At 67.3% G+C, this 25737-nt stretch carries 37 protein-coding genes; 20 read left to right on the top strand and 17 right to left on the bottom strand.

The genetic code is table 11. The annotated features are described in order from the left end of the window. The first annotated feature begins 242 nt into the window (after nucleotides 1-242). Complete coding sequence (locus tag AC21LY_RS01340; RefSeq protein WP_489044347.1) at nucleotides 243-446, top strand: helix-turn-helix domain-containing protein; 204 nt, start codon at nucleotides 243-245, stop codon at nucleotides 444-446. 70 nt (nucleotides 447-516) lie between these two features. Here the strand turns inward: AC21LY_RS01340 and AC21LY_RS01335 are convergent, their stop codons facing one another. Genes AC21LY_RS01335 through AC21LY_RS01325 form a run of 3 tightly spaced genes read right to left on the bottom strand, consistent with a single transcriptional unit; the run spans nucleotide 517 to nucleotide 1420 of the window. Next, nucleotides 517-828, bottom strand: a complete 312-nt coding sequence (locus tag AC21LY_RS01335; RefSeq protein ID WP_489044346.1) for a hypothetical protein — start codon at nucleotides 826-828, stop codon at nucleotides 517-519. Beyond that, complete coding sequence (locus AC21LY_RS01330; RefSeq protein WP_489044345.1) at nucleotides 825-1163, bottom strand: hypothetical protein; 339 nt, start codon at nucleotides 1161-1163, stop codon at nucleotides 825-827. Before AC21LY_RS01330 ends, AC21LY_RS01335 begins: the two co-directional genes overlap by 4 nt. Continuing rightward, entirely contained in the window at nucleotides 1160-1420 is a 261-nt protein-coding gene (locus AC21LY_RS01325; RefSeq protein WP_489044343.1) for a hypothetical protein, read from the bottom strand. Before AC21LY_RS01325 ends, AC21LY_RS01330 begins: the two co-directional genes overlap by 4 nt. A gap of 114 nt (nucleotides 1421-1534) precedes the next feature. Here AC21LY_RS01325 and AC21LY_RS01320 point away from each other — a divergent pair, with 114 nt between their 5' ends. The 4 genes from AC21LY_RS01320 (at nucleotide 1535) to AC21LY_RS01305 (ending at nucleotide 5721) form a co-directional block, all read left to right on the top strand. Then, the gene (locus AC21LY_RS01320) at nucleotides 1535-1831 is read left to right on the top strand and encodes a helix-turn-helix domain-containing protein (protein WP_489044341.1); all 297 of its coding nucleotides are present in this window, start codon (nucleotides 1535-1537) and stop codon (nucleotides 1829-1831) included. Between the two features lie 111 nt (nucleotides 1832-1942). After that, nucleotides 1943-2131: a helix-turn-helix domain-containing protein gene (locus AC21LY_RS01315; RefSeq protein WP_489044339.1), complete on the top strand. Its 189-nt coding sequence runs from the start codon at nucleotides 1943-1945 to the stop codon at nucleotides 2129-2131. Nucleotides 2132-2326: 195 nt separating this feature from the next. Then, nucleotides 2327-2560, top strand: coding sequence for a hypothetical protein (locus AC21LY_RS01310; RefSeq protein ID WP_489044337.1), 234 nt, complete (start codon nucleotides 2327-2329; stop codon nucleotides 2558-2560). Then, entirely contained in the window at nucleotides 2557-5721 is a 3165-nt protein-coding gene (locus AC21LY_RS01305; protein WP_489044335.1) for a phage/plasmid primase, P4 family, read from the top strand. Before AC21LY_RS01310 ends, AC21LY_RS01305 begins: the two co-directional genes overlap by 4 nt. 812 nt (nucleotides 5722-6533) lie before the next feature. Here AC21LY_RS01305 and AC21LY_RS01300 read toward each other — a convergent pair. From AC21LY_RS01300 to AC21LY_RS01290, 3 genes are all read right to left on the bottom strand, one after another. Then, nucleotides 6534-6938 (bottom strand): hypothetical protein, encoded by a 405-nt coding sequence (locus AC21LY_RS01300; RefSeq protein WP_489044333.1) that lies wholly within the window; start codon nucleotides 6936-6938, stop codon nucleotides 6534-6536. Further along, a complete protein-coding gene (locus AC21LY_RS01295; protein WP_489044331.1) occupies nucleotides 6928-7194 on the bottom strand; it encodes a hypothetical protein in 267 nt (88 codons plus the stop codon). Before AC21LY_RS01295 ends, AC21LY_RS01300 begins: the two co-directional genes overlap by 11 nt. Before the next feature lie 133 nt (nucleotides 7195-7327). Next, the gene (locus AC21LY_RS01290) at nucleotides 7328-7828 is read right to left on the bottom strand and encodes a hypothetical protein (RefSeq protein WP_489044329.1); all 501 of its coding nucleotides are present in this window, start codon (nucleotides 7826-7828) and stop codon (nucleotides 7328-7330) included. Nucleotides 7829-8242: 414 nt separating this feature from the next. On the opposite strand from AC21LY_RS01290, the gene AC21LY_RS01285 reads away from it, so the two are divergent. The 3 genes from AC21LY_RS01285 to AC21LY_RS01275 all read left to right on the top strand — a co-directional run bounded on the left by AC21LY_RS01285 (nucleotide 8243) and on the right by AC21LY_RS01275 (nucleotide 11901). Then, nucleotides 8243-9943 carry an AIPR family protein gene (locus AC21LY_RS01285; RefSeq protein ID WP_489044327.1) on the top strand — a complete coding sequence of 567 codons (1701 nt, stop codon included), beginning with the start codon at nucleotides 8243-8245 and terminating at the stop codon, nucleotides 9941-9943. A gap of 66 nt (nucleotides 9944-10009) precedes the next feature. Beyond that, nucleotides 10010-11065: a DNA adenine methylase gene (locus AC21LY_RS01280; protein WP_489045400.1), complete on the top strand. Its 1056-nt coding sequence runs from the start codon at nucleotides 10010-10012 to the stop codon at nucleotides 11063-11065. Beyond that, the gene (locus tag AC21LY_RS01275; RefSeq protein WP_489044323.1) at nucleotides 11062-11901 is read left to right on the top strand and encodes a hypothetical protein; all 840 of its coding nucleotides are present in this window, start codon (nucleotides 11062-11064) and stop codon (nucleotides 11899-11901) included. The genes AC21LY_RS01280 and AC21LY_RS01275 overlap by 4 nt, the downstream gene beginning before the upstream one ends. A 121-nt stretch (nucleotides 11902-12022) precedes the next feature. Here AC21LY_RS01275 and AC21LY_RS01270 read toward each other — a convergent pair whose 3' ends face one another. Continuing rightward, nucleotides 12023-12523 (bottom strand): hypothetical protein, encoded by a 501-nt coding sequence (locus AC21LY_RS01270; RefSeq protein ID WP_489044321.1) that lies wholly within the window; start codon nucleotides 12521-12523, stop codon nucleotides 12023-12025. Nucleotides 12524-12627: 104 nt separating this feature from the next. Here AC21LY_RS01270 and AC21LY_RS01265 point away from each other — a divergent pair, with 104 nt between their 5' ends. The 6 genes from AC21LY_RS01265 (at nucleotide 12628) to AC21LY_RS01240 (ending at nucleotide 14419) form a co-directional block, all read left to right on the top strand. Then, nucleotides 12628-12969, top strand: coding sequence for a hypothetical protein (locus tag AC21LY_RS01265; RefSeq protein WP_489044319.1), 342 nt, complete (start codon nucleotides 12628-12630; stop codon nucleotides 12967-12969). Beyond that, nucleotides 12966-13124, top strand: a complete 159-nt coding sequence (locus AC21LY_RS01260) for a hypothetical protein (RefSeq protein ID WP_489044317.1) — start codon at nucleotides 12966-12968, stop codon at nucleotides 13122-13124. The genes AC21LY_RS01265 and AC21LY_RS01260 overlap by 4 nt, the downstream gene beginning before the upstream one ends. Further along, a complete protein-coding gene (locus tag AC21LY_RS01255) occupies nucleotides 13121-13273 on the top strand; it encodes a hypothetical protein (protein WP_489044315.1) in 153 nt (50 codons plus the stop codon). Before AC21LY_RS01260 ends, AC21LY_RS01255 begins: the two co-directional genes overlap by 4 nt. A 226-nt stretch (nucleotides 13274-13499) precedes the next feature. Next, nucleotides 13500-13676, top strand: a complete 177-nt coding sequence (locus tag AC21LY_RS01250) for a hypothetical protein (RefSeq protein ID WP_489044313.1) — start codon at nucleotides 13500-13502, stop codon at nucleotides 13674-13676. A gap of 40 nt (nucleotides 13677-13716) precedes the next feature. After that, complete coding sequence (locus tag AC21LY_RS01245) at nucleotides 13717-13998, top strand: type II toxin-antitoxin system prevent-host-death family antitoxin (RefSeq protein ID WP_489044311.1); 282 nt, start codon at nucleotides 13717-13719, stop codon at nucleotides 13996-13998. Nucleotides 13999-14113: 115 nt separating this feature from the next. Next, entirely contained in the window at nucleotides 14114-14419 is a 306-nt protein-coding gene (locus AC21LY_RS01240) for a hypothetical protein (protein WP_489044310.1), read from the top strand. Between the two features lie 20 nt (nucleotides 14420-14439). Here the strand turns inward: AC21LY_RS01240 and AC21LY_RS01235 are convergent, their stop codons facing one another. Beyond that, nucleotides 14440-14910, bottom strand: coding sequence for a 5' nucleotidase, NT5C type (locus tag AC21LY_RS01235; RefSeq protein ID WP_489044308.1), 471 nt, complete (start codon nucleotides 14908-14910; stop codon nucleotides 14440-14442). A gap of 130 nt (nucleotides 14911-15040) precedes the next feature. On the opposite strand from AC21LY_RS01235, the gene AC21LY_RS01230 reads away from it, so the two are divergent. Next, a complete protein-coding gene (locus AC21LY_RS01230) occupies nucleotides 15041-16528 on the top strand; it encodes a serine/threonine-protein kinase (protein WP_489044306.1) in 1488 nt (495 codons plus the stop codon). Nucleotides 16529-16810: 282 nt separating this feature from the next. Beyond that, nucleotides 16811-17332: a MerR family transcriptional regulator gene (locus AC21LY_RS01225; protein ID WP_489044304.1), complete on the top strand. Its 522-nt coding sequence runs from the start codon at nucleotides 16811-16813 to the stop codon at nucleotides 17330-17332. Between the two features lie 30 nt (nucleotides 17333-17362). On the opposite strand, the gene AC21LY_RS01220 is transcribed toward AC21LY_RS01225, so the two are convergent. Continuing rightward, nucleotides 17363-17581: a hypothetical protein gene (locus AC21LY_RS01220; RefSeq protein ID WP_489044302.1), complete on the bottom strand. Its 219-nt coding sequence runs from the start codon at nucleotides 17579-17581 to the stop codon at nucleotides 17363-17365. A 23-nt stretch (nucleotides 17582-17604) separates the two neighbouring features. Further along, complete coding sequence (locus AC21LY_RS01215; RefSeq protein ID WP_489044300.1) at nucleotides 17605-18222, bottom strand: recombinase family protein; 618 nt, start codon at nucleotides 18220-18222, stop codon at nucleotides 17605-17607. 552 nt (nucleotides 18223-18774) lie between these two features. Between AC21LY_RS01215 and AC21LY_RS01210 the strand changes: the two genes are divergently transcribed. Continuing rightward, entirely contained in the window at nucleotides 18775-19017 is a 243-nt protein-coding gene (locus AC21LY_RS01210) for a hypothetical protein (RefSeq protein WP_489044298.1), read from the top strand. A gap of 44 nt (nucleotides 19018-19061) precedes the next feature. On the opposite strand, the gene AC21LY_RS01205 is transcribed toward AC21LY_RS01210, so the two are convergent. The 5 genes from AC21LY_RS01205 to AC21LY_RS01185 all read right to left on the bottom strand — a co-directional run bounded on the left by AC21LY_RS01205 (nucleotide 19062) and on the right by AC21LY_RS01185 (nucleotide 21149). Beyond that, the gene (locus tag AC21LY_RS01205) at nucleotides 19062-19592 is read right to left on the bottom strand and encodes a protein kinase family protein (protein ID WP_489044297.1); all 531 of its coding nucleotides are present in this window, start codon (nucleotides 19590-19592) and stop codon (nucleotides 19062-19064) included. An 8-nt stretch (nucleotides 19593-19600) separates the two neighbouring features. After that, a complete protein-coding gene (locus tag AC21LY_RS01200) occupies nucleotides 19601-20296 on the bottom strand; it encodes a chymotrypsin family serine protease (RefSeq protein ID WP_489044296.1) in 696 nt (231 codons plus the stop codon). 194 nt (nucleotides 20297-20490) lie between these two features. After that, the gene (locus tag AC21LY_RS01195) at nucleotides 20491-20766 is read right to left on the bottom strand and encodes a hypothetical protein (protein WP_489044294.1); all 276 of its coding nucleotides are present in this window, start codon (nucleotides 20764-20766) and stop codon (nucleotides 20491-20493) included. 2 nt (nucleotides 20767-20768) lie between these two features. After that, complete coding sequence (locus AC21LY_RS01190; RefSeq protein ID WP_489044292.1) at nucleotides 20769-20969, bottom strand: hypothetical protein; 201 nt, start codon at nucleotides 20967-20969, stop codon at nucleotides 20769-20771. 30 nt (nucleotides 20970-20999) lie between these two features. Continuing rightward, nucleotides 21000-21149 (bottom strand): hypothetical protein, encoded by a 150-nt coding sequence (locus AC21LY_RS01185; RefSeq protein WP_489044291.1) that lies wholly within the window; start codon nucleotides 21147-21149, stop codon nucleotides 21000-21002. Between the two features lie 159 nt (nucleotides 21150-21308). Here AC21LY_RS01185 and AC21LY_RS01180 point away from each other — a divergent pair, with 159 nt between their 5' ends. Continuing rightward, nucleotides 21309-21611: a helix-turn-helix domain-containing protein gene (locus AC21LY_RS01180; RefSeq protein ID WP_489044289.1), complete on the top strand. Its 303-nt coding sequence runs from the start codon at nucleotides 21309-21311 to the stop codon at nucleotides 21609-21611. Nucleotides 21612-21613: 2 nt separating this feature from the next. On the opposite strand, the gene mihF is transcribed toward AC21LY_RS01180, so the two are convergent. Next, the gene (mihF, locus tag AC21LY_RS01175; RefSeq protein ID WP_489044287.1) at nucleotides 21614-21925 is read right to left on the bottom strand and encodes an integration host factor, actinobacterial type; all 312 of its coding nucleotides are present in this window, start codon (nucleotides 21923-21925) and stop codon (nucleotides 21614-21616) included. Between the two features lie 539 nt (nucleotides 21926-22464). Between mihF and AC21LY_RS01170 the strand changes: the two genes are divergently transcribed. Together AC21LY_RS01170 and AC21LY_RS01165 are read left to right on the top strand one after the other, a co-directional pair. Beyond that, nucleotides 22465-23514 (top strand): LCP family protein, encoded by a 1050-nt coding sequence (locus AC21LY_RS01170; RefSeq protein WP_489044285.1) that lies wholly within the window; start codon nucleotides 22465-22467, stop codon nucleotides 23512-23514. Nucleotides 23515-23691: 177 nt separating this feature from the next. Beyond that, nucleotides 23692-24369 (top strand): response regulator transcription factor, encoded by a 678-nt coding sequence (locus AC21LY_RS01165; protein WP_489044284.1) that lies wholly within the window; start codon nucleotides 23692-23694, stop codon nucleotides 24367-24369. Here AC21LY_RS01165 and AC21LY_RS01160 read toward each other — a convergent pair. Next, nucleotides 24342-25709, bottom strand: a complete 1368-nt coding sequence (locus AC21LY_RS01160) for a sensor histidine kinase (protein ID WP_489045399.1) — start codon at nucleotides 25707-25709, stop codon at nucleotides 24342-24344. The genes AC21LY_RS01165 and AC21LY_RS01160 overlap by 28 nt on opposite strands. Between the last annotated feature and the right edge of the window lie 28 nt (nucleotides 25710-25737).

Raw genomic sequence — 25737 nt, 5'->3', positions numbered from 1 at the left:
AAACGCCATCGTAGCTGAGCCCACCGACGTGTCCTGACGTGCACTTCAGAGCACATGGCCACGTTCCCACAGGACCGGATAGTGGCAGAACTGTGGCAGCTTTCGCTGGCGATCCCAGGCCGACCGGAGGTTGTCCTGTGGCTGGAGGTGGCCCCAATCCTCGCACGGTGCACCGCGACACGCCGAAGGCGCTGCAACCGTCTCAGTGGAACATGTCCGACTCTCAAGAGACGATCTCCTGCATGACCGAGAACACGGCGGCGTTCCAGCCGCAGAAGCTGTACACGATGGAGGAGACCGCAGAAATCCTGCGCGTGTCGAGGGAGTATGTCTACCGGATGCGCCAGCGCGGCGAACTCGTTGCAGTGAAGTTCGGGCGCAGGACCTTGGTTGAGGCCGCCGAGATCGACAGGGTCATCGCTGCCGCACGGACTACAGCGGCCTGACCGCGACCGTATCCGCAAGCCTGGTCGGCCCAAGTCGCATGGCCGCTGCTGATCCCGCACGCGGACGCCCCTATCCGCCCTGCACCAGCACGGTATGCGCCGGAGTCCAGCCCGAACAGGTTCCTGGGCAACGACCGCGACTGTGTTCCCAGAGGCCGTCGGGCGCGAGGTCGACGACGCTGCCGTCCGACAGCAGCCACGCGACGGTGCCGTCCAACACCCACGTCTCGTGGATCATCTCCGCCGTGAGCGCAGTGAACGCGCCGCCGCGGCCGAGCAGGTAGCTGAAGTCGTGGTCGGCGACGGTGCCGTCCAAGTGCGTGATCCGCACGACGGTGCCGCCACGGGACTCGACGCGGACGATTGGCCACGGGACGCTCATCGCTCGCGCTCCACGGCCGCCTCGGCCATCTCCGCGTGAAGATCGCAGAGCGCCGCGAGCCTCTTCTCCTCGCCGAGCAGCCGCGCCTTCCCGGGCCCACCGCACATCTGGCAAGAGCGCATCGATGCGCCCTCAGCATCGAAACAGAGATCCTTAACCTGTTGCAACACAGCAGCATGCGCCTGGACAACGTGGAGGTGAAGCATGCCCGTACCGACCCGCGACGTGATCTGCGCGCGCGGATCCAGGCTGGCGATGTCGCGGCGCAGCTGCCGGTAGATGGGCTGCCAGCCCGGCGCCGCGGCGATCCGAGTCCAGATGCTCGACTCAGTCACGGGTCCTCCCTGTCGATCTCCGCCGCCCGCGCGATCACCCGCTCCGCGTCGTCGCCCCTGCCCGACTGGTGCAGATCCGCGGTGCTGGCCCACAGAGCCCTACTGGTCAGCAAGCCGATGCGGTCGAGGTCCCCGGCGGTCAGCCCGATCCGCGCGGCCGCGTCCGGGGTGAGCGCGTCGAGGGTGCGGTGCAGATCGGCGGTTTTCTGCATCACGAGTTGCAGCCTGGCGCGGGTGTCCAGCTCGTCCGAGTCCATGCCACAGAGAATGCCACGACCGTCCGACTCACTCCATCGGATTCTCTTGAGCGTCAAGCCGTTCTGTACGCGCCGTACCTCAGATTGTTACCCGGTGGGGTGCATGTTCCAGATATGACGAACCGACTCTTCAGGTACTCAGTTCCCGACCGCGCCCTCCGCGCCGAGATCGCCTTCGCCCTAAGTGCTGGCGAGGCCACAGCCACCGAGCTCGCCGCGATGCACGGCGTCAGCGAGGCGACGGTGCGCAAGTACGTCAAGGAGGCTGACGTTGACCGCGCACTCCGCACGCTTCCTGACCACGTCCGCGGCGCGATGATCGCCAGCTGCCGGGCTGGTGGCCGGCGCCGGTGGGAGCTGCGTTACGGGCCTGAAGTGGTGGCGGCGGTGTTGGCCGAGCGCGGAGAGTGACCCTGCCTCCGCGCCGCGACACGCCGAAGGCATCCGTGCGGGATCCGGGGGCCCATTTCGAACCTAGAGGTCTAATCGGACAGCACGAACTGAAACAACGGGAGGTGAGAAATGTCGAAAACGACTAATCGGATCGTCAAGGCTGCTGCCGCGCGAAAGGTAGGCGTGGCGCCACCTACGATCCAGCGCTGGATCGACCGCGGATTGCTGGCTGGCTGGAGGGTTGGCGGTCGCGTCTACGTGGACGCCGACGAGGTAGACCGCGTGGCCGCCGGTGAGCGGATGCCGATCACCTCCTGATCAACCCTCAAACGGCGAAAGGGCCCGTGCGCCAACACGGGACCCATCCAACTCGCCGCCCCAACACCCTGCTCAAGACAGAAGGACATCACCATTATGGCACGCAAACCTCACTACACTCCTGCCGAAAGGCATGACACGCCGCAGGGGCGGGCGCATCGCCTCGACGATCCTCTGCCCACCGTTCCGGTCCCGGTGCCGGGCGTCCCGATCACCTGCGTGCGGATCGACTGGGCCTACCACGAGGGTCGTGGCACCCTGCGGCCGGCAACTCCGATGACCCGCGCCGACTTCGACGAGGCGATCACGGCGTACGGCGCCACGGTGGACTGGACCGCGACGACCGCCGACGCGCAGGCACACGCCGCGGAGTTCGGCCTCGTGCTCGAGGTCGCGGCTACGCGCCCACGACTGGGCGTGGCCCGATGAGCGCCGCCGAGCATCATGACCCCCTCGCCTCCGCTCGCGAGATGAAGGCGATGATGGGCGGATGGAAGGCCGAGGCCGTCGCCAACGCGAACGCCGACACCGAGGAGCTCGCTGCCCCCACTGTGTCCGCGGGGATGATGACCGCCGCCGACGCCGAGCTGGCCGCCGGACTCGCCGGCTCCGCGTACACCGTGAAGGTGCACACGGGCGCGAAGAAGCCGATCGGGTACGGGTGGAACCACCAGCCGGGGCTCACCCCGGAGGCCGCGCGGGCGCATGTCGCTGGCGGTGGGAACATCGGCATCGACCCCGGCGGGTCGCGCATGGTCGTGATGGACGCCGAGAACGGTGCAGCCGTCGAGTGGCTGGAGTCGATGGGCTTTCAGATCACGACAATCCCGGCCAAGTCCGGCGCTGGCTCGGTGCTGGCGACCGGCGAACCCAACGGCAAGGAGGGCGGCGGCCACGTCTGGTTGCGGCTGCCCGACGGCGCGCCGGAGGAACTCGGCGACACACGTTCGATGATCCACCTCAAGGATGGCGGGAAGCTCGAGATCTTCGCTAGCCGGGGGGAGCGCCAGATCGTCGCGCCGCCCAGCCGCCTCGACGAGGCGTACGGCCGGAGCTACGCATTCACCGGCTCTGACATCGCGGAGGCCCCCGCCTGGCTCTGGGATCGCACCGTCCCGGTGCCCGAGGCGATGGACCCGTACGACGCCGCGCAGGTCCACGGCGCCGTCGCGCCGCCGACGCCGCGGGAGAAGGCGGAGGTGTCGGCGGCTTCGCAGGAGCTGTCCGATGCCATCGGAGCGATCCCGTGGGCGGAATGGATCGCGGGCGACCCCCGGATCGAGATGCTCGACACGACCGGGTCGTGTGGCTGCAACCACTTCCACTACACGGAGCAGAGCAGCGAGACCGCCGGTTTCCTGCACGAGTGTGAGGAGCACAGCGGCAAGGCGCACGTGTTCAGCACCACGACGATGGCGCAGCTGGGCTTGGAATGGGCGCACGTCTCGCGTTTGGACTTCGCGCTCGGACTGCGGAACAGCGCGAAGGACCGGGTCGGCGAGCCCATCACCCGCGGGCAGCTCATGCGTGAGTTCGGCTTGATCACGGTCGTGGAGCGCGACCTGCCGCAGGGCACGCGACCTGCTGACTTCGTGGCGATCGCCGAGTATCTCGATCGGACCGGGAAGACGGACCGGGCTGCGCGGTTCAGGTCGGCGGCGGAGGTGATGCAGACCGAGCGTGAGGCTCGGGCGACAGCGCGCGAGGCTGGAAGCGAGACTTACTTGTCCGAGCCGATGATCGGCGCTGAGACCACGGGGGCGAACGCGTTGGCGCCCGACAACGTCGTGCCCCTGCGGTCGGCGCCCGCCGCGGTGATCAGCGGCCTGCCTGCCGTGGATCCGCGCTTGGCGGAGTACAAGCAGCGGGCAGCTGAGGAGGTGGCCGGCACATCGCCCACGATCGACACCAACGCGGGGCGTGCGCACGGTCTCCTCCCCGCTGATACTCGCAGCCTCGACGAGGCGATCGCCGGTCCGCGCGCAACGCCGAAGCCCGTCGACGTGGAGGCCACGGACGGTCAGCTCGCGCAGGCCGTCGCCGCCGCGATCGGCGGTACCAAGCTTCGGTACGCGTACGACAGTGAGACCTGGTACGGCTGGGACGGGAACCGCTGGGCGATCGACGCCGAAGCAGCCCGCGGCGCGGTGCAGGGCCTGCTGCAGCGGCAGGGACAGGCGACCGACGCCGCTACTCGGCAGCGGAAGATCCGTGCGTGGACCTGGAAGAAGCTGACCGCCGAACAGAAGCTGCGGGCCGCCAAGGAGTGGGACGGCTACTCGATCGAGATGGGCACCGGCGATCTGGTCGGGCCCGAAGGTGTGCGGATCGAGCAGGTGGCGGTCGAGGCCTCCGCGAAGGCGGAGGAGACGCGCACCCGCAACGCTGTCGTCGCGCAGCTCGCCTCGAGCCCGCGGGTGAAGATCCGTACCGAGGCGTTGGACTCCCGCCCCGAGGTGATCGGCACGCCAGGCGCTTACCTGCACCTGACGAAGAACGTGGAGGCGCCCGTCACGGTCACCACTCCGGACCCTTCGGCGGGAGTCACGAAGTTGTTGGGTGCGGCCTACGACCCGGCGGCCAAGTGCCCACGGTGGACCAAGCTCCTCGCGGATGCGCTGCCGAGCGAGGGAGTGCGCCGCTGGGTGCAGAAGGCGTACGGCCAGGCGCTCTTCGGGATCCAGGAAGAGCACCTCGTCCTCGTGCTTGAGGGCCAGGGCGGAAACGGCAAGGGCGGCGTCGTCGACGTGCTCACGGCCGTCTTCGGTGACTACGCGGCGACGCTGCAGACCAGCGTGTTCACCCTCGCCGGCATGAACAACCACTCGACGGACCTCATGCCGCTGCGGGGCGCTCGCTTCGCCACGGCGGACGAGATCCCGCCGCAGCAGCTCAACATCGACAGGGTGAAGAAGTTCAGCGGCGGCGGCCGCGGAAGCGCCCGTCTCTGCGGACAGGACCAGACCGAGTGGGACCTCAGCCACACCCTCTGCCTGATGACCAACAACAAGCTCCAGTGGCCTCCGAGCGCCATGCAGGCGATGCGTCGGCGTCTCCGCGTCGTGAGGTTCGAGGTGGCGTTCGGTGAGGCCGGCTTCCCGCCGATCATCCCCGGGCTGGCGGCCGCGATCGTCGCCGAGGAAGCAGCGGGGGTGCTGAACTGGCTGCTTGAGGGCTGGGCGATGTACGTCGCCGAAGGGCTGTCTGATGTCCCCGCCGAGATCGAGGAGTGGACGCAGGCCACGCTCGCCGCGTCGAGTTCCTGGAGCGGCTTCTGCGACCTCGCGTTCGAGGTGACCAAAGACGAGAACGACGTCCTCCTGAGCGCCGACATCTTCCCGCTGTGGGACTTCTTCCGCGGGCAGGACACCGACCAGAAGCACGCGAGTCCCGGCAGCACCCGGACGGTCGGCGCCATGCTCGCCGAGCAACTCCGCGGCGTCACCCGGATCGAGGCCAAGGGCAAGGTGAAGGCCGGCGTCCGCGGCGTGCGGTGGAGCGAGGACGGACTCGCACTCCTGGAGGAGATGGAGAAAGACAAGTTCGCCACCCCCGCCTTCGGAAGCGTCACCCCTCCTACGTTCTCGTAGAGCACAGCGTGGGAACCGCCCCGTCACCTCCTCGGTGACGGGGCGGTTCCGTTTCCGGGCTGGGTGAGCAAGCGGGTGAACAAAAGTTGAGAAGGCCTCGGAGTTTCCGCAGGTCAGAGACTTGTCGGGTGAACAAGTTTGAGCAAAGGGTGAACAAGATCCCTGAGGTCCTGGCTGGAGAAGCCGCAGGTAGAGGAGGGTTTCAAGGCTTCTGGAACCCTGAATCGGGTGAACAACTTCATCTGAAGTCGTTCAGCAAACAGAGACTGGTCCAGTTTGTCTGTTTCTGGATCAGAACCGGACATAAATCGAACAACGCATACATATCCGGTGGACCCGGAGGGGTTTGTACACCCCACCCCGCCAGGAGGGTGCCGAACCGTCGTGAGCTGGGAGTATAGGTCGCCAACGCCCGGATTCTTGTTCACCCGTTGCTCACCACTTGCTCACCCGGCACTCCACCGCTGAGCAGGACGCGGTGACCCCCTTCCTTCCCGCGTCCTCTGATCTAGAGAATGCCCCCATGCCGCCGCGCGCCACCGAAGTCTGGATCTCGTTCCGCCTCGACGACCTCGCTGAGGCTGACTCCTCGCCGCTCACGACGTCGATGCGTTCATCCCGTACCTCACCGCGCGCTGGCTCTCGGGCGGCCGCCCGCACCGTACGGAGATGAATAGGGAACGCCACCCGAACCCGCGGGGCGATAGATGAGGTCCTTGTGTTCCGCGTCCCGCCGCCCGCGCCGGGCCAGCGCGCCGGACGAGAGCGGGGTACGGGCCCCGCGTCCGGGACCAGCAGGTCGAGGTGCGCACTTACTCCTCGAACCGCTCCAGGTCGTAGTAGTCGATCACCGGTGCGCCGAGTTCCTCGGTGAGGACGCTGCAGAGTGCGAGGATGATGCCCTTCAACTCCGCGACCGTCGACGGGTGCGGGTCGACGAGGTCGAGCAACATGTGGATCTCGAACCCGTTGCCGTAGCCATGGTTCGCGTCCCCGTTGACGGTGTACTCCGTACGCCAGGTCCACGGCGACGCGGCGGCCACGCGATCGAGGACGGCCTGAACGCGCTGCTCCTCGGACTCAGGTAGCTGCGCCAGCAGCGTCACTTCCACGTCGTACCTGGTGTCCATGACGGTCACCGCGCCCGCCCGCTGCTCGCGTACTCGGCGGGCGAACTCATCAGCCAGTGCGAAGAGCTCGAACTGATCACTGGTCATGAGACGAACGCCTGGATGGGGCCTCGCGTAGGAGGGACTGCACACGGTCGAGGTACTGGCGAACCAGGTCTTCGGCCCCGTAGGCGTAGACCTTCACGGGGTACTCCTCGAGCCCCAGCACGGACTGGTACACCTCGCCAGCAGCCCAGGCAGCGTCTCCGTCGAAATGCGGATTAGCCTCCAGGATGGCCACGACTGCGGCGACCTGACTCTCCGTCACGCCGCCGACGTATAGCCGCTCCTGGTACGAACCCATGCTGGCCATCATGTCGACTTGCGGGTGACGCCACCAGTGAATTCGGACCGGCGCTGGTCACGCGGCCCGTCGAGAACCCGGTCGCGACCATCGACGCGAAGTACAAGCCACTGGCTGAACCGCGGGTGCCCGGCTACTGCCCGATCTGGAACTGATTCGCACCGTTCTCGCAGATGAACGGTGACGTCGCGCGCGGACGACCGTCGGTGGGGTTCACTGCGCAGAACCAGCTGCCGACCTGCAGGCCCCGCTGCTGCCCCTGTGCCTTGTCGCTGCCGGCGAAGTAGTCACGGGCCACCTTCACCGCTTCCTTGCAGTCGACGGCGCCGGCACGGACGATGACGGGCAGCGTTGCGCCGATGGCGCTCTGGACAGTTCCGCACTGCTCCCCGGGGCCAGAGGCCGTCGCTGTGGTGGGGGCTGTGGACGCCGTCGTTGTTGCCGGCGGGGCGGATTCTGGCACCGACGGTGTGGCTGAGACTGTCGAGGTGGGGGAGGTCGCGCTGGCCGCCACCGATGCGGCGTCGGTCCGCGTTGACGGTGCGGGCGTCGTCGTTGTTCCACTGGTCCCGCAGGCCGCGAGCGTCGCCGCGACAGAGGCGATCGCAAGCGCCGCCTGGGTCTTCTTCACCATGCCGGGAAACCTAGCAAGGCTTCGTTGCTTTCGCAGAACACGCGAACTCGCACTGCTGTCACGTGGGCGTGCCGCTACCAGCGTCAGGATAGAGCCCCGCCCCAGCCGCGGCGGGCCCGGCCCGACTCTGGTCGCCGTAGCCGCATGTCGTCACCACACGGGCAGCGCGACCTTCCACGGGTGCGCCGGCGGTAGCCCGACTCGCTCCTCGAGGGCGTAGTCCCGATACCGCGCCGGGAGCAGGACGAGGGGCAGCTCCGCGTCCAATGCGGCAGCTCCTAGCGGTTCTCGTGCGGCGCGAACGCCGCTATCGAGAACCATGCCTGGTCGCTGTTGGCATTGCGCTTCCCGAGCGTTCTAGGACTCCCGTTCCAGGTAGTCTGCTGGAACCAGTTTGGGTATCGAGGGGGATCGATGGGCGACCTGCACGTGGCGCAAATCAAGCGTCGGTTGAAGGACACGACGTACCCGCACATCGACGTGTCGGACCTCAGCAAGCAGAGCGCCGAGTTCATCGAACAAGCACGGCTTACGCGTGCGTTAGCCGCATTTGTGTTGACGAAAGTGGCAGGACTCACCGCTGAGGACGCAGCCGCGTGCGTGGTCGACGGCCCGGATGACAACGGCCTTGACGCTATCGCGTTCGTTGACTCAGAGCCGCCACGGCTTTACCTGATCCAGTCGAAATGGACGGATGCAGGCAACGGCGGTGGGGCGACCCTCGACGAGATGATGAAGTTCCAGAAGGGGCTCGCGGATCTCGTCACGATGAACTGGGAGCGATTCAACGACAAGGTGAAGTCCCGGATCTCCGAGCTGGACGATGCCCTCCTTAAGACGGACCTGCGCATCGAGGTCATCTTCGTGACGATGGGCACGCCCCAGGTAGCCGCTGCTGTCGCCGCTCACATGGACGACTACATCACGACTCTCAATGATCCAACTGAGGTAGCGCTCTTCACCTATCTCAACCAAGGTGCTGTCTACAAGTTGCTGGTCGACGATACCTTGTCGACCCAGATCGACCTCACCGTCGAACTGTCGGACTGGGGGCGACTGGAGGGGCCACCGGACGCCGTGTACGGGCACGTCAGCGGCACGGAGGTAGCCAGCTGGCTGAGAGATTATGGGCCGCAGCTATTCGACCGAAACGTGCGGCTGGTGCTCTCCAACTCGGAGGTTAACGCGTCTGTCCTTGAGACCGTCGAGGAGTCGCCTGGCCGATTCTGGTACTTCAACAACGGCGTTACGGCTCTGTGTGAATCGATCGACAAGGCCCCAGCCGGTGGCACCGAACGCAGGCAGGGGACGTTCGGACTCAAAGGGGTCAGCATCGTCAACGGCGCCCAGACAGTCGGGACCCTTGCTCGCGCCCTTCGTCTGGGTCGAAACGAGGAGCTTGACCAGGTTCGAGTGATGGTTCGCTTCATCTCTCTCGAGTCAGCCCCTGACGATTTCGGGAAGCGCGTCACCCGGGCCACGAACACCCAGAACGTTATCGGTGGGCGAGACTTCGTCGGGCTCGACCCTGAGCAGGCGCGCCTGCGGGACGACTTCTCGGTCGACGGGCTCACCTATGCTGTTCGTAACGGTGAACAGCGTCCGGAGCCGGACAAGGGCTGCGACTTCACGGAAGCAGCGGTGGCGCTCGCCTGCGCGCATTCTTCGGCATTGGCGACGCAGGCCAAGCGCGAGGTGAGTCGTCTGTGGGACGACACGTCCCGAGCTCCCTACAAGGCTCTGTTCAATCCCACCACCAGTCACCTGAAGCTCTGGCGGTCCGTCCAGGTCCTTCGGGTTGTCGAGGAGGAATTGGGGCGGCTTCGTCCCGGGCTGGACAACAACCGCGCGCGAGGGTATGCCGTCCATGGGAACCGACTGGTTGCTCACCTCGTCTTCGAGCTGCTCGACATGTCGGCGGTCGATGACCCGGGAGCCGACTGGCGCCCCGCAGTGGATCGCGCGCGACAGTTGGTCCCCGTGGTGCTGCATAGTGTGACTGAAATTGGCGAAGACGAGTTCGCTGGCTACACCGCGAGCCTGTGTAAGAACGCGACGAAGACCGAGCAGCTCACGGCCATGGTGCTCAAGAGGCTGCGCGACATCGACGAGTAGACGCTTCCACGCCCGACACTGCCTATACACGTGGTGGGCGTCGGGGGCCTGTGCGAAGGTAGACGCATGCCGGGAACAGCTTCTACCGCCGATGTCCTTCACCGCACCCAGAAATTCCCCCGGCTGCGGTACATGGGTTCCAAGTACCAGCTGCTTCCGCATCTGGAGGGGCTGTTCGCCGACCTCGGCGGGGAGACCGCCGTCGACGCATTCTCCGGCTCCGGCGTCGTGTCGTACCTGCTGAAGGCGCAGGGCTTCGCCGTGACGAGCAACGACTTCCTGTCGTTCCCCGGGATGATTGCCCGCGCGACCGTCGCGAACTCCTCGGTGAAGCTCACGCGCGTGGATATCGACACCATCTGCGGCCCCGCCGCCGACGAACGCGACTTCATCCAGAAGAAGTTCGACGGCCTCTACTACACGCCGGAGGACCGGAAGTTCCTCGACTCCGCGTGGTCGCACATCGACCAGCTCACCGGGTTCAAGAGGGACCTCGCGATCTCTGCACTGGTGCTGTCCGCCGCTCGCCGCCAGCCGCGCGGGGTGTTCACCTTCACCGACTCCACCCGCTACGCCGACGGTCGCCGGGACTTGCGGATGTCCCTGCGCGATCACTTCCGCCGTGCTGCCGCAGAGTACAACTCGGTGGTGTTCAGCAATGGTCTAAAGAGCAGCGCGGTGACCGGTGATGTTTTCGATCTCGAGCACCGCAAGGCGGACCTCGTTTATCTGGACCCGCCGTACGCCCCACCCCGTGACGACGCCGACTACATGAAGCGATACCACTTCCTGGAGGGGCTCAGCGTCTACTGGCGCGGCGTCACCATCATGGAGGAGACGAAGACGAAGAAGCTCGAGAAGAAGTTCACCCCGTTTGCGTACAAGCGCACGATCGAGGACGCGTTGCTGCGCACGTTCGAGCACTTCGAGGAATCCGGAGCGATCGTCCTGTCGTACTCGTCGAACGCGTTGCCCGACGCGGATCGCATCGTGGACCTGCTGGGGAAGGTCAAGCCGGTGGTCCGGAAGATCGCCGTGGACCACAAGTACAGCTTCGGCACGCATTCCGCGGCCACCCGTCGCGATGTGGCCGAGTACCTGTTCGTGGGGACTGACGATTGAGCGCGGCGGTACCGTTCGCCGACTACCTCGGGACGCTCGGCCGACTCAGCGGCCACATCGATCCGCTCGCGCCGACGCAGGAGACCGATGACATTCGCGCAGCGGCGGCGTCTCTGGGCGCACTGCCATCGGTTACCCGGCAGTCGCTCGCCAAATGGGTCGCGGCGAACCCGCACGACGTGCCCGTGCTGGCTCTGATCGTCGGTCTGGGCCAGGAGAAGCTGAAGAACTCGCTCAAGCACGAGTTCGATACGTCCGGGTGGGTGCTCCTTGGCCGCAACCACCCCACCGAGTTGATCGACTGGCTCGATGACACATACAACCTGGTGGCGCAGGCTAACGCACAACTGCACCAGACCTACGGCATTGCAGATGTACTGGTCGCGCGGGCTGGTACACGCGCTGCCGCTACGGCCGCGGGCAAGCAAGGTCGGCGAGTCGAGGACGAGATCGAGGACATCGTGGTTGGCCTCGGCCTTCCATACAAGACTCGCACCCGATTCGTCGGCCGCAAGGGCCGCGATGCGCCTTGCGATCTGGTGATCCCCGACGGTGATGGCGCGGAGATCGTCGTTGCTGCGAAGGGCTTCGACTCCACGGGGAGCAAGCTCACCGATGCGGTGCGCGAGATCGAGGAGATGGCCGACGTGCGCGTCCCGCGGCAGTTCGTCATCGCTGTGATCGACGGTATCGGGTGGAAGAATCGCGCCTCAGATCTGCGAAAGATCCACAACTTGTGGGTGAACCGAGACATCGACGGCATGTACACCCTCGCGACGCTCGACCAGTTCCGCGACGACGTCGAAGAGGCGGCGAGGCTGCGGAATCTGCTCTGAGTCCGCCCGGTCACCGCTCCGTTGGCGACTTCTCATCTCAGTCCACGCACCGCGCCTTCGACTCGCGTCCGATCCCGACCGTGACGACCGTGGCAGCCAGCTCCACGGCGATGCACCTCAGCTAGCAGTACTTCACGACGCGCAGGCCCCCGCCCAGCTGCTTCGCGAGCCCGTCGAGGTCCTGACCGTCGTTGCCGGCGTAGATGACCAGGGTGCCGTTCGTGACCACCTCGGTGCCCTTCTCGATCGCTCCGGAGTCGCAGCCGGCGGTGGTCCAGGCGCGGTCGCCGTCGCCCTTCGGCGATGTCTTGAGTTGCCAGTTCACGACGCCCTTGCTGCACATGACGTACTGGGACTCGGCGCTGCAGTCGAAGCCGGCCGCCTCGAGCTTCGCCTGCGCCTGGGCGACGGCGAGCGTGCCCGCAGCGCTGGTCGTGGTCTTGGTGGTCGCAGCCGTGGTGCGCGTCGACGAGACAGCGGCGGCACTGGTCACTGGGGCCGCGCTCTGCCCCTGGAGCGCCACGGTGGTTGAGCTCGGGACTGCTTGCGGGGTCTCGTTGCTCGAGCAGCCGGCGAGGGTGGCTGCGACGGACAGGGCGGCGGCGACAGCGATCTTCTTCACCGGTAGATCTTGGCATCGGCGACATCTCGGACCGGCATCAGGCGCGCACGTTGCCGCACCGAAATCGCATGTCCGATTCGCAGAACTCGTGCCATGATCGACCCATGCCCACCGACGACGAGCGCATCGACAACACGCTGTTCCTCGCGAGCTTCTGCGACCGCACCCTGACGCGCGACGACATCACCCTGCGCGACGGGGCGACGTACGTCTGTGACCAGACGGCGACCGAGTTCCTCAAGGCGCACAGCATGGTCGTGCCCAACGAGCCGATCCCAGCCGAGCTCGAGCCCGAGGTTCAGCGCATTATCGAACTCGGCCGGCAGCACGACGTCGAGGTGGACCGCGACTTCTTCTACGCGCTGAGCGACGGTCGGCTGCTGTACGAGGGAACGGACCCCGAGGAGCGCATTGAGGAGCTAGTGGCCGAAGCTTCGAGCTCGTGACAGACCCCACCGAACCCGAACCCCGCGCCCTCCCCGCTTGGGTCGAAGCCGAGTTGGCGAACCGGCGCGCGTTCTGGTCCACACTCCGCGACGGCGGCGCACTCACCCCGCAGGCGGAGGCCAAGGCGATCCGGTGGGAGGCCGAGGAGCGGTGACGGGCGAAGCACTGCTTGCCGGTGCGCTCGCGCTCGTGGTCTTCTTCGGGATCCGGTGGCTCCGCGGCTTCTCGCAGCGGATGAACGAGCGCCCCGTCGACGATGAGCTGGGCGACCGCCAGGAGCCCTCCGAAAACCCGCAGCCGTAGCCGACTCCCGCGTGCCACGATCACTCGATGCCCAACCTCTGCGACTGCGACCGCCGCGACCATGTGGACTCGCCCGACGGCAGCTGCCTGAACTTGTCCACCGCCGGTGAGGAGCCCGAGGATCCGTCGCTCGCTCACTGGACCCGCTGCGGGTGCTGCATGGCGGACTGCCCGGACGTCCACCCGACACCGACCCCGGGCTCTCTTCGACGCGGCGCCGGGCAGCGTGACGTTCGCCGCCGAGTACGTTGCGACGCTGCCGGCCGACGACCTGGCGCAGCTGCGGGCGCGGGAAGCCGCGGGGGAGATTCGGATCCGCCCGCGCGCCGAGTCGATCCCGGAGGCGATGCGCGAGATCAGGATCCTCCGCACCGCCCGCAAGCACATGCGGGACGACGAGTAGCGGCCGGGATTAAGTCAGCCCCTCGCGCTACCGTCCACCCATGACCATCGCACGGACCGTCCACATCGACGCCGCCGACCTCGCGGCCGGCCTCGACGCCGCGATTGACCGCGTCGCTGCGACCTGCGACCGGCTGATCATCACCCGAGGCGGGAAGCCCGTCGCGGCGCTGGTCGCGGCGGCCGATCTGGAGCAGCTCGAGCTCGCGGAGGACCAGGCCGACGCTGCTGACCTCGAAGCGGCGATCGCCGAGGATGACGGCACCCGAATCCCGGCGGACGAGGTGCGGAAACAGCTGGGCCTCAGCCTTGTCGACGAGTAATCTCGCCGGCATGACATCGGCGACATCGGCTGGCGGGCTTCGAGAGCCGCTGTAGCCCCTCCCACCGCGACAGGCGCGGACTCGGGCGGGGCTGCCCGACTTCCGAGGACTGTCGATGTCTCGAACCGATTCCCACGCCCCGTTCCACGTCCGGATGGCGCGCGGTGAGGTCTCCGCGTACCCCGTCCACCGCTGTGGCGGCCGCGAGTGCGATCTGCCTGAACGCACCCACGGCTGGACCGACCGCGGCGGCGATCTCTGTCGCTGGGAACCGTTCCAGGAGGATCAGAACTGGTGCCCGTGCTGGATGTGCCACTGGCACCGTCGCCCCGAGTACCGTCGCGCCGCCGACCGTGCGTGGCTTCGGGATGTCGCGCGGGCCTGGAACGGCGGCGACGACGAGGCGGCGGAGGGGGTGTAAGCGCTGGTCGACGCGGGGAGCTACGCCCGGTCCAGGAGGTACGCCGTGACGGCGGGCCAGTCTTCGAAGCCGGGCTGGCCGAAGTGGATGTGCTCGCCTCGGAAGCGGCCTGCGCCGTTCTTCGTGCGGTCGTCGACGAGGAAGTCTCCGTCGTTGAGGTTCTTGTGGTGGCTCAGGATCAGGCGCTTGTACAGGGGTGAGGCCGGCCCGTCCCCGAGGTGTTCGCGGACCCAGCGGACCTTGTCCGACCAGGCGCTGGGGTTGTCCCATGGCGCGGTCGACAGGATGTACGTGTCGAAGGCACCGGCCAGGGCTCGGACCGCGTCCAGTGCGCCCGGCATCGGGTCCATGAGGGCGAAGATCCCCGGGGCGTCGTCGAAGTGGTCTTCGTACTCGCGCCGGACCTGTTCTTCAAGCCGCGCGATTCCGGACGGGAAGTCGACGAGCACGTTGTCCATGTCGAGGTACAGCACCTTCTGCGGCTCTGGCATGGCGCGAATGTACCTTGACTGCCGGCGCCCCGTGCACACTCCGTTGCACATCCTGTTCCCTAGCCGAAACACCTTCTGACCTGGCAACCCTCCGCGCCGCGGCCCACTAGCGACCTGCCACAATTCCGACATGTCCAATGCCGAGATCGCCGGGTACCGCGTCGTCCGCCAGCTGGGTGCCGGCGGGATGGGGCAGGTGTTCCTTGTCCAACACCCCCGGCTCCCCCGTCAGGACGCGCTCAAGCTGCTCGATGCCGGCGTGTCCCGCAACGACGACTTCAAGGCGCGGTTCCTGCGGGAGGCGGACCTGCTCGCACAGCTATCCCATCCGAACGTCGTCACGCTGTACGACCGGGGTGAGTTCGAGAGCCGCCTGTGGATCACGATGGAGTACGTCGACGGTACCGACGCCGCCGAGCTTCTCAAGGCCGGTGCGCCGCTCGACCCCACCCTCGCGCTGGAGCTGATCGTGGGCGCTGGCGCGGCGTTGGACTACGCGTGGCGCAAGCAGCGGATTACGCATCGGGATGTCAAGCCTGCCAACATCCTGCTCGGTGTCGACGGCACGGAGCTTGAGGCGGTGAAGCTCGCGGACTTCGGCATCGCCAAGGCGGCTGGTGAGTCGACGTCGCTCACCAGCACTGGGATCACGGTCGGGACGATGCAGTACATCAGCCCGGAGGCGATCGAGGGTGAGGACGTCGACAATCGCGCGGACGTGTACTCGCTGGGCTGCACCGCGTTCCACCTGCTCACGGGCCAGCCGCCGTACAGTGGGAAGTCGATCACGGCGTTGATGAACGCGCACCTGACGCAGGCACCGCCGTCGGTGAGCGAGGTGGCGCCACAGCTGCCCGAGCAGCTGGACGCGGTCTTCGCGAAAGTCCTGGCGAAGAACCCGGATGACCGGTATCAGAGCTGCGCCGAGTTCGCCGACGCGCTCCGGGCCGCGCTCGAGGAGCACCTCGGTGACACCCGCGCGATCGTGGTGCCGGCAGTGCCGAAGAAGGTGATCGCACCGGACGCGGTCACGGAACTGCGGGCCGCGGAGTCGAACTCCGACGCGGAGGCTACGCAGCTACGTGGAGATGCGGAACCCGCCACGCCCGTGAGGAAGTCGCGGGCGGTACCGATCCTCGCTGCGGTCGTCGCGGTGTTCGCGGTCGCGGCAACGGTGCTCGGCGTGTACGTGAGCAGGTCCGATCATGGCGAGGCACCCGCTGCTGTGACGAGCTCGACGACGGTGCCCGCGGCGCCCACCGTACCGGTAAGCGTTACGCCCACTTCGATTACCACGACGGTGCCGGTGACGACGTCAGCTCCCGAGATGACTTCGGCCATGACTACGGTGCGGACCACCACCGCGGCGCCGACGATCTACACAGGGATGCCATGCGACGAACCCGGAGCCACTTCTCCCGACGGAAGGTACGGCTGCAGCGGCGAACTCGGAGTCTGGAAGGAACGGAACGCCAAGCCTCTGCCAACGATAGGTTGGGATGCGATAGGCAAGGCGTGTACTCAGCCAGGCGCTAAGGCGCGACTCACCGGCTCAGACGGTGTTCTAACGTGCACGCCCAAGTCAGGGAGCTACGTCTGGGTGTCGGGCCCCTACTGACAGACACATCGAGGTGCAAGAACACCGCTGGTCACGCTGGCACGCTCACGGGCGGAACACGTCGCGATAGTGAGCATCACCAACGACGCCCCGCTCGGCGTGCATACTGGCTGCATGGCCGAGGCCGGACATTCCGACGCAGCTACCGCCAGCACGACGAGCTGCCCAACATGCGGTCGCCCGTGGCCACTATCAGTTCCGCCGAATCCATCCGCGCCAGTCGCACTCGCACCCGCAGCGCCGCCACCCGCACCGGTGCCAGATCACCCAGCGCCCCGTATCGTGGCGCACAACAAGCGTGAGGTCGCTGAGATCGCCGGCGTCGCAACGATCACAGTCCGCGAGTGGATCAAATCAGGAAAGCTACCGGCCGCCGGCCCCTGGAGCGATCTGCAGATCGCACATGCGAGCGGCATCGCGCGGAGCGGTGCGCCGCGCGGCGCTCTCTCCGCGCACGGCACCATCAGCCGCTGGAGATTCGGGTGCCGGTGCGATGAGTGTCGTAGAGCGCACAATGTCGAGACCGCCCGATCGCGAGGACGGAACGTCGACTGGACGATGGTCACCCCTGTCCTCGTCAAGGCGCTGACCGGAGGCACCTCGTATCGCGCTGCCGCCGAAGAGGCGGGCGTCACCATGCAGGCGATCGCCCGGCACCGCCCGCGCGATCCAGAGTTCGCTGCGGCGATCGATTCCGCCCTCCTTGCCGGCCGCGATCCCAGCTTGCCTCACGGGTCCCAGGGCGGGTGGAGAGCAGGGTGCCGTTGCCCTGAGTGCCGTACCTATCACGAAGCGACGCGCTAGGCCACCTGCCCGCTTAGTCGTCCACGGCGCTCAGCGTCCGAGGCTCGGAGGTTCCGACGCGCCGCCGTTGAGGTAGTTGCACAACCTCTTCGCAAGCGCGAGATCCTCTGTTTCCCAGGCCTTTCGGTTGCAGAAATCCTCGGAGTGGAGCACCCAGTCACCGTCTTGACCGTCCCAGTACGCGACGCCCCAGAACTCGGTGTTGCCCCAACCTCTGCGCTTACCGAGCGGTCGAATCACGTAGCTCATGGATACGATCCTGGATCGACGGTCTAATCGCTGGCTTCGATTCCGCTTGTCGCGCCGAGCGCCCGGTACAGGGTGCTGCGCCCAACCCCGATCCGCTCAGCAGCGACAGTGACACTCTTCCCGCTCGCGATAATCAGCTGGGCGGTCTCGAGCTGGTCCGGCGTCACCACCGGCTTCCGACCCCACCGGTTGTGCCGTTCCCTGTAGCTGGCCACGCCGGCGGCCACTCGTTCGGCGGTGAGCTCCCGCTCGAACGCGGCCAGAGAGGCCATGACGTGGAAGATCAGTCGGCCCGTCGCAGTCGAGGTGTCGATGGTTTCGTGCAGCGACCGCAGGTGTACCCCGCGGTCGGAGAGCTCACCGACGACATCGAGCAGGTGCGGCAGACTCCGGCCCAGCCGATCCAGCCGCCAGATGACCAGGGTGTCTCCCTCACGAACTTCGGCGAGGCAGCGGTCGAGGTCCGGCCGCGAGGTCTTCGCACCGGAGCAGTGGTCCTCGTACAAGACGGAGACTCCCGCTCGGCGGAGGGCGTCACGCTGGAGGTCGGTCTTCTGTCGTCCGTCGGTGGTCGACACGCGGCAGTACCCGATGACACGTCCGCTCTCGGTGGTGGCCTCGGTCGGCATCTTCTCGCTCATGCACGGATCGTCCCACTCACCCCTGACAACTCGGCAGTGGGACGCACTGCGCTGCTTGAGCATTCGGGACGGGCACTCGGGACGAGACGAGCTGGGACAACGCCGCCCCGCAGCGGTGTCCCCATCAGAGGTGTAGCCGGGACGGGCGACGACACCTGCATGGCCCCAACTGGTGTGTATCATAGAAACTGTCTCCTAAGAACGGCCTCTCAAGAAATTGGAGTGATCATGAACGTGATGCCTCAGCTACAGGCAGGTCGACTTCTCGGGGTCGGCCGCAAGTCGATCCAGTACCTCATCTCTGCAGGAGTGCTTCGCACAGATCCCCGGGGGCGAGTGTCCTCCGCTGACGTGGCGCGCCTCCAATCGATGCAGGGACAGGTGCTGCCCGCCGGCCACCCTCCACTGCTCCAGGTGGTCAAGAATCCCGACGAACTCGGCCCATCCATGTATCTGTCTAACACTTCGCACCTCTCAGGCACTGACCTCACTCGGCGGAACCAGGATCTACGAGCCTGGCGGAAGAAGTTCGGACTGCCTGCTAGCTCGAGCATGGACTTCACCGGATTCTGGGAGATCAGTGCGAGCAACCTCTCCCAGCTGATTCCGGGCGGACTGGTTGTGGCCACCATCGCCCGTTTCGGTACAGAAGTTGCGCGGATCGTCGATGTCGCGGACGTTGTTCCGTACCGCGGCCGACGAGTACTGCTGGTCGACCCGCTGTCGGGCGCTGCCGCCAACCCGTATCTGATCTATTACCCCGACCTGGTGCGCCACACCAAGACCCATCCCTAAGTAAGTCGTGGCGTGGTCATGCCGGTGCCGCTCCAGCGGTGCATCTAACGCGAAAGCGCCGCCCGCCTCAGCGCCGCCGCGAACTCCGCAGCCGTCTCGTACCTGTCCCTCGGGTCCGGCGCCAGCGCCGTGGCCAGCACGACGTCCACATCGCCCGGCAGCCCCGCAGCCGGCACCGCTCCCCCACACGCCTGCGCCATAATCTCCGCCGCTGTCCCGCCCGTGAACGGCGCTGTGCCGGTGAGCAGCTCGTTCGCCGTGCAAGCGAGGGCGTAAGCATCCGCGCTCGCCGCGAACACGTTGCCATGCAACAGCTCCGGCGCAAGGTAGCGCGTGTTCGACATCAGAACCGCCGGACTCAGGACCTCAGGTGGACTCGGGAAGCCGGTGACCGCCGCGATCACGAGCACGTCGCCGTCGAGCAGCACGTCGATCTCGCTCGACTGCACGGTGCCGTACACGAGTCCCTCCGCAGCCCAGCTGTCGAGCTGGTCCGCGATCGCACCGACGATGTCGACGACGAGGTCGCCGGGCAGCGGACCGCGATCTCGCAGCAATGCCTCTGCGGTGGTCACGGCGGCGTTCACCCCAGCACCAACTCGAGCCCGAGCGCCTTCAACGCCGGCTCCAGGTAAGTGCCAATCGATGATGCGCCGTCGCTACCCAGGGCGCTGGTGATACCGATTCCGAGCGCCTCACCGGCGGCGTTGACCACGAATACCGGGCCGCCCGAGTCGCCCTTGATCGACCGTGCGCCCCAGGTAAAGTCACGCTCGTTGGCCTGGATCAGCGGCCCGCAGGTGACGCCCGTGCGGGCACCGTGTCGACAGATGGTGGTGCCGGCCGGCAGCGCCCGCGCTGCGCTCAGCGGCATCGTTCCCCGCAACCGGATCCCCGGCACTATCGCGGTCTGGTAGCGACGGTAGAGCTGCGGACCCATCGTCAAGACGGTGTAGTCGCGAGATGTCGCGCCGGGGATCGGCGCATCCGGGGCGCCGATCTCCACGTCGTTGCGGCCCTGCTGATAGTCGCCGAGCTCCAGGGTCTCGGTGTTGTCGCGCGTGGTGTACATGAACAGCCGCTCACCGTTGCGGCTATCGCAGTGACCGGCGGTGACGAAGGCCACGGTGCCCTTGCTGTCGCGAACCGGGAACGAAATCGTGCAGCCGCCGATCTCGCCGTTCGACTTCTTCTGGAACGCCGCGATGCCGGGAGCAGGCTCGGTACCGTACGCCCAGCCGTCCTTGTCCCGCGGGTAGTCGCCGGAGGTGACCGACACCCACGGACCGGAGACTGGTAGTGCAGCCGCCCGTCTAGTCGAGGTCGTCGTACCGATTGGCGGAATCGCGGCCATCGATGTGGTCGCATTGAAGATGCTGCTCGTCTTCGGCCATGGTTTTTGCTCGGGCCCGCCGAGACCGCAGCCCGCCACCGCCGTTGCCGCCGCGAGTGAGAAAGCGACGGCACCGCGCCTCACCGCCACCGAGGTCCTGTCCGACTCGCAGGCGCCTCAGAAACGACTGTGCGCCAGTCATAGTCGCGCACAACCGCACCGTCGCCGTCGCAGACCGTCAGTCGCCCCTGCTCCGGCGTACCCGTGATCCCGATCGATCCGCCGAAGGTGTCGCGCCAGCAGCACAGGCTGTCTTCGATAAAGGCGAAGTAGTCTCCGAGCCACGTCATCGGGTCGTAGTTCGTCCACTCGCCGGACTGGAGATTCCGGAGCCCCACCGTTGCAGTGACGTCCACGGCTACTCCTCGGCCTTCTTCGCCAGCTCGGCCTTGGCTTCGCGCTGGCCCGCCGCGTTGCCCTTGCTGTAGATCCAGCAGCCGATCACGACCAGCACGATGACGACCGTGATGCCGACGCTGACGTAGTTCGTGAGAAATTCCCAGTTGAAGCGCACCCACGCCTTCACCAGCGCGCCGTACGTCTCATCCTTGCCGCCCATCCGAATCCCCCTCTGTCCCTTTCGATACGGCTACTCGCCACGGATGAACTCGATGAGAACCTTCGAGTCGTCGGCCGGATCGTCATGGAACTTGTGGAGCCGCCAGCCGTCGGCGCCGTAGTACTGGGTCTGGTGTTCGATCTCATGCTTGTAGCTCGAGACGGACTTGAACTCGGCCATGGGCGCTCCTTGATCGCATGTCAGCAGTAGGCGTGGTCGTTCTCTGTTTTAGAGAACCAGACACGTACGACAACCTAGCCGATTCCGCCCTAGAGTGTTCGTACCTATCGTGATCGTCTCTGGTTTGACCAGTTCAGAGACGATGTAGTTGGTGCCGTCATGAGTCCGACACCAACGAAGCCGCCGCTCGACGAGACACACGCGGAGTTCGGCGCCCGCCTCAAGGCTCGCCGAGGAGAACTGGGCTGGTCCCAGGAGCAGGCCGCGCACGAGAGCGGCCTGCACTGGAGCGGTTACGCCCGCGTCGAGCGGGGCCAGCAGAGCGTGCGGATCGCGACCTTGCTCCAGCTGGCACACGGACTCCGCACCACGCCCGGAGCGCTCCTTAACGACCTACCGCTACCGGTCAACGACGAAGGCCCGGCACCTCACGGTGACGGGCCTCGGTCTGGGCGGCGGTGAACCTACGCCGCGAACTTCTCCAGCAGCGCGGCGCGCTGCCGCTCCCCCAGGCCCGCTACGCGGCGCGTGGGAGCGATCTCGACTCCAGCCATGATCTCTGCGGCCTTGATCTTGCCGACACCGGGCAGCGCCTGGAGGAGCGTCTGCACCTTCATCTTGCCGACGACCGGCTCGTCGCTGCGGTCGAACACGGCGGCAAGCGTGGTCGTGCCGGCCTTCAGCTCGGCCTTGATCGTGGCGCGGCCAGTGCGGACCTCGGCGGCTTTGGCGAGGACGTTCGCGCGCTGCTCGGGGGTCAGAGTGGGGAGGGTCATCGGTTCTGCTCCTGGTAGACGGGTGTTGCTTTCAACCTGGACGGTAGCGGGCGGGACTGACAGGAAGACGCTGCGGCGCTCCGGTCCCAGCGCTGGATCTGAGTGTCGGTATCGATGTCGGAGCGGGCGAGGAACGGGGCGATATTGGCACGATCGTCCACTGTTGGCGCGTGGTTGGTCACAGATCTCCGTGACCTGGGGTATCGATCCGTATTCTGGGCGGTCATGAATGGAAGCTCGGCCGCCCGCCGCGGTGCGGCGACACTCCGGGGGCAGTGATGCCGGAACCTGGGCCGACCGTCGATCATCGCGGACGTGCCACGCGGAACGCCGGGACGCCAGCACGCCGGCGCGGCACCCCTTCGAGGGTGCCGGCACCCGATGCAAGCACCTTCCAAGCTCGTGCTCGCGCCGCGCGGCAGGCAGATCCGTACTCCACCCCGCCGTCGTCGCCTCCCGCCCCGCAGGTGCCGAGCCCGCCGGAGAGTCGGCCGTCGCACCGTTTCGGCCGCGGGCGGGCCGCGGTAGCCGCCCTGGCGGTGACGGTGCTGGTGATCACCGGCAGCGCCTGGTGGATGGTGGGCCGCGTCGTCGGCGGCTTCTCGTTGTCGTCCGCCCTCGCCCGCGCCGGTGGCGGACGTTCGATCGACGGGAGCCAGAACATCCTGTTGATCGGCCTTGATTCTCGCAAGGACCGCAACGGCAACCAGCTGCCCGACGATGTGCTCTCTCAGCTGCACGCGGGCGACGGGAACGAGGGCGGCTACAACACCAACACGCTGATCCTGCTGCACATCCCCGCCGACCGCAGCTCGGTGTCGGCGGTGTCGATCCCCCGCGATGACTACGTCCCGGTGACCGGTATCGACGACAACGACCACGTCAAGATCAAAGAGGCCTACGGCCTGGCGAAGTACCAGGCCGAAGCGAAACTGAAGGCGCAGGGCGTGACCGATCAGGTCGAGCTCGAGCAGCAGGGACGCGAAGCCGGCCGCACCGAGACGATCACGACCGTCAGGCAGTTCTTGGACGTGCCGATCGACCGGTTCGCCGAGGTCAGCCTGGTCGGGTTCTACGACATCGCCAAGGCCCTCGGCGGTGTGACCGTCTGCCTCAACCACCGGGTCCACGACAGCTACTCCGGCGCGAACTTCCCCGCCGGTGTGCAGCACCTCAACGCCGCGCAGTCGCTGGCGTTCGTCCGCCAACGCCACGGGCTGGCCAACGGCGACCTCGACCGCACCCACCGGCAGCAAGCGTTCGTCGCCACGGTTCTGCACGCGCTGCAGACCAACGGGGCGCTGTCGAGTGTCGGCACGATCGACAAGATGATCACCGCGACACACAACGACGTGGTGCTCTCCTCCGGCTGGGACCTGCAACGTTTCGCCCAAGACATGAGCGGCCTGAGCCTGAGCAAGCTGCGTTTCACGACCTTGCCCCGTCGAGTCGTACGCCACCGTCGACGGACAGGCCGTCAACAAGGTCGACACCACCGCAGTGCGCAGGGCCGTCCGTGTCGCCTTCGGCTACGACAAGCCCACCACACCCATCCGGGCGACGCCCTCTTCGGTCGCGGCGTCAGGTAGTACCGGCACCACGCCCAGCAGCAGCGACGCCCCAGCCCCGAGCGTGGGCACCGACGTCAACGGCGGCGGGGTCCCCTGCGTCGACTGACGCGCGTCGTCGAGGCTCCCCTGGCCCGCACCCGCGTGTCGCTCGTGGTCCCTGCTGGCGCGACAGCAGGACGCGCCACAATGGGGCGCGTGAAGGTGCTGGTGGTCGATGATGATCGTGCGATCGCGGAGACGGTGCGCCGCACGGTGGTCGCGCAGGGCTGGACGGCCGCGGTCGCGCACGACGGTGCCGCGGGATACGACGAGGCCTGCGCCGGCGATTACGACGCGGTGGTCCTCGACATCATGATGCCGGGGCGCAACGGATTCGAGGTGGTACGCGACCTGCGCCGGGCCGGGGTGTGGACCCCGGTGCTCATGCTCACCGCCAAGGACGGCGACCTCGACCAGGTGGAGGCGCTGGACTACGGCGCTGACGACTACCTCACCAAGCCCTTCTCCGTCGCCGTCCTCGTCGCCCGGCTGCGCGCCCTCGCCCGTCGCGGCGCCCCTGAGCGGCCCACTGTGCTCACCGTCGGCGACCTGCGGCTCGACCCGGCCGCGCACGCCGTCGACCGCGGAGGCACACCGATCGACCTGGCGCCGCGCGAGTTCGCGCTCCTCGCCTTCCTCATGCGCCACGCCGGCACCCCGGTGCCCAAGCACCGGATCCTCGAATCGGTGTGGGACGTGGCCTATGACGGCGACGATAACGTGGTCGAGGTCTACGTCCACCACCTGCGCAAACGCATCGACACCCCGTTCGGGGTCCGATCGCTGGAAACGGTCCGGGGCGTCGGCTATCGGGTCGTCCCGACGGTGCCCTGACCGCCGGGTTCCGCCGTCGGCAGGCGGAACCAGAACCGGGCGCCGGCACCGTCGGGCACGGGATCCACGCCGACGGTGCCGCCGTGCGCGGTGACGATCTCGGCGACGATGGCGAGCCCGAGCCCGGAGCCACCGTCGGACCGGGCGCGCGCGGCGTCGAGCCGGACGAAACGCTCGAAGACGCGTGTACGGTCCGCCTGGGGAATTCCCGGGCCGTCGTCGGTGACGGCGACGGTCACGGCCTCCCCGGAGGTCGCGACAGTGAGTAGGAGGCTTCCGCGCGTGTACCGCAGAGCGTTGTCGGTGAGATTCCGGATCACCCGGGCCAGCTGCGCGGGATCGCCGTGCACCCGTGCGGGGACCGTCTCGACCTCGACGGACACGCCGCTGCGTGTCCGGACGCGTTGGGCATCAGAGCGCACCAGCTCGGCCAGGTCCAGGTCCCGCCGGCGGAGGGGAGCGCCTCCCTCGTCAGCGCGGGCGAGGAGTCCGAGGTCGGCGACCAGTCGACGCATGCGGTCGGCCTCGGGGAGCAGCAGCGTCCGGACGGTGTTCACGTCGACCGGTGTGTCCGTCTGGTCGGCGAGGTCGAGGAGGCCGTAGATCGAGGTCAGCGGGCTGTTCAGCTCGTGCGAGGCGTCGCCGACGAACCGCCGCTGCTCCGACTGCGCCGCCTCGAGCCGCGCCAGCATCGCGTTCATCGTGCGCGCCAACGTCTCGAGCTCGTCATGCGTGGCGGGCACCGGCACGCGCTCGGCCAGGTCCGCGTCGCTGATCTCCGCCACCCGCCGCCGCATCCGCTCCACCGGCGTGAGCGCCCGCCCCACGAAGGCGTACGTCAGCACCGCCATCACCACCACGATCAGCGGGAACACCGCCGCGCACAGCGCCGCGACCAGCAGCACCAGCCGGTTCAGCCCGGCCTCCGCCGTCCCCACCTCGACGGTGACGTCCGCGCCGGCCCCGGAGCGAACGCCTAGCCGCACGGCCCGGTACTCCGCGTGCGACGGTGCCGCCGCCACCCCGTCGACCACGTCCTCGCGGCCCGGGGGCACAGCCCCACCGAGACCGCCGACGGGACTGGTCCGGCTCGATCGCAGCACGCGACCGTCGCCGTCGAGGACCTGCACGAGGTCCACGTTCTGATCCGTGGCGAACAGCGCCTCGTCGAGCTGCGCCGAGGGCCGCCCGGCGAGGGCCTCCGCGATCTCGTTCGCGCGGCCCGAGTTCGCGCCGTCCGCGTTGTTCAGCAGCACGTTGTGCAGGACCAGCACCATCACGCCGCCCGCCACCACCAGCGCGACCGTCACCAATGCCGTCGCGATCAGCGTGAGCCGCATCCGCACCGGCCGCACCGCGCGGACCAGC

The sequence above is a fragment of the Tsukamurella sp. II2bb genome, assembly GCF_057815145.1.
Note: the sequence above shows the minus strand (reverse complement) of the source record. Positions and strands in the feature narration are given on the sequence as shown.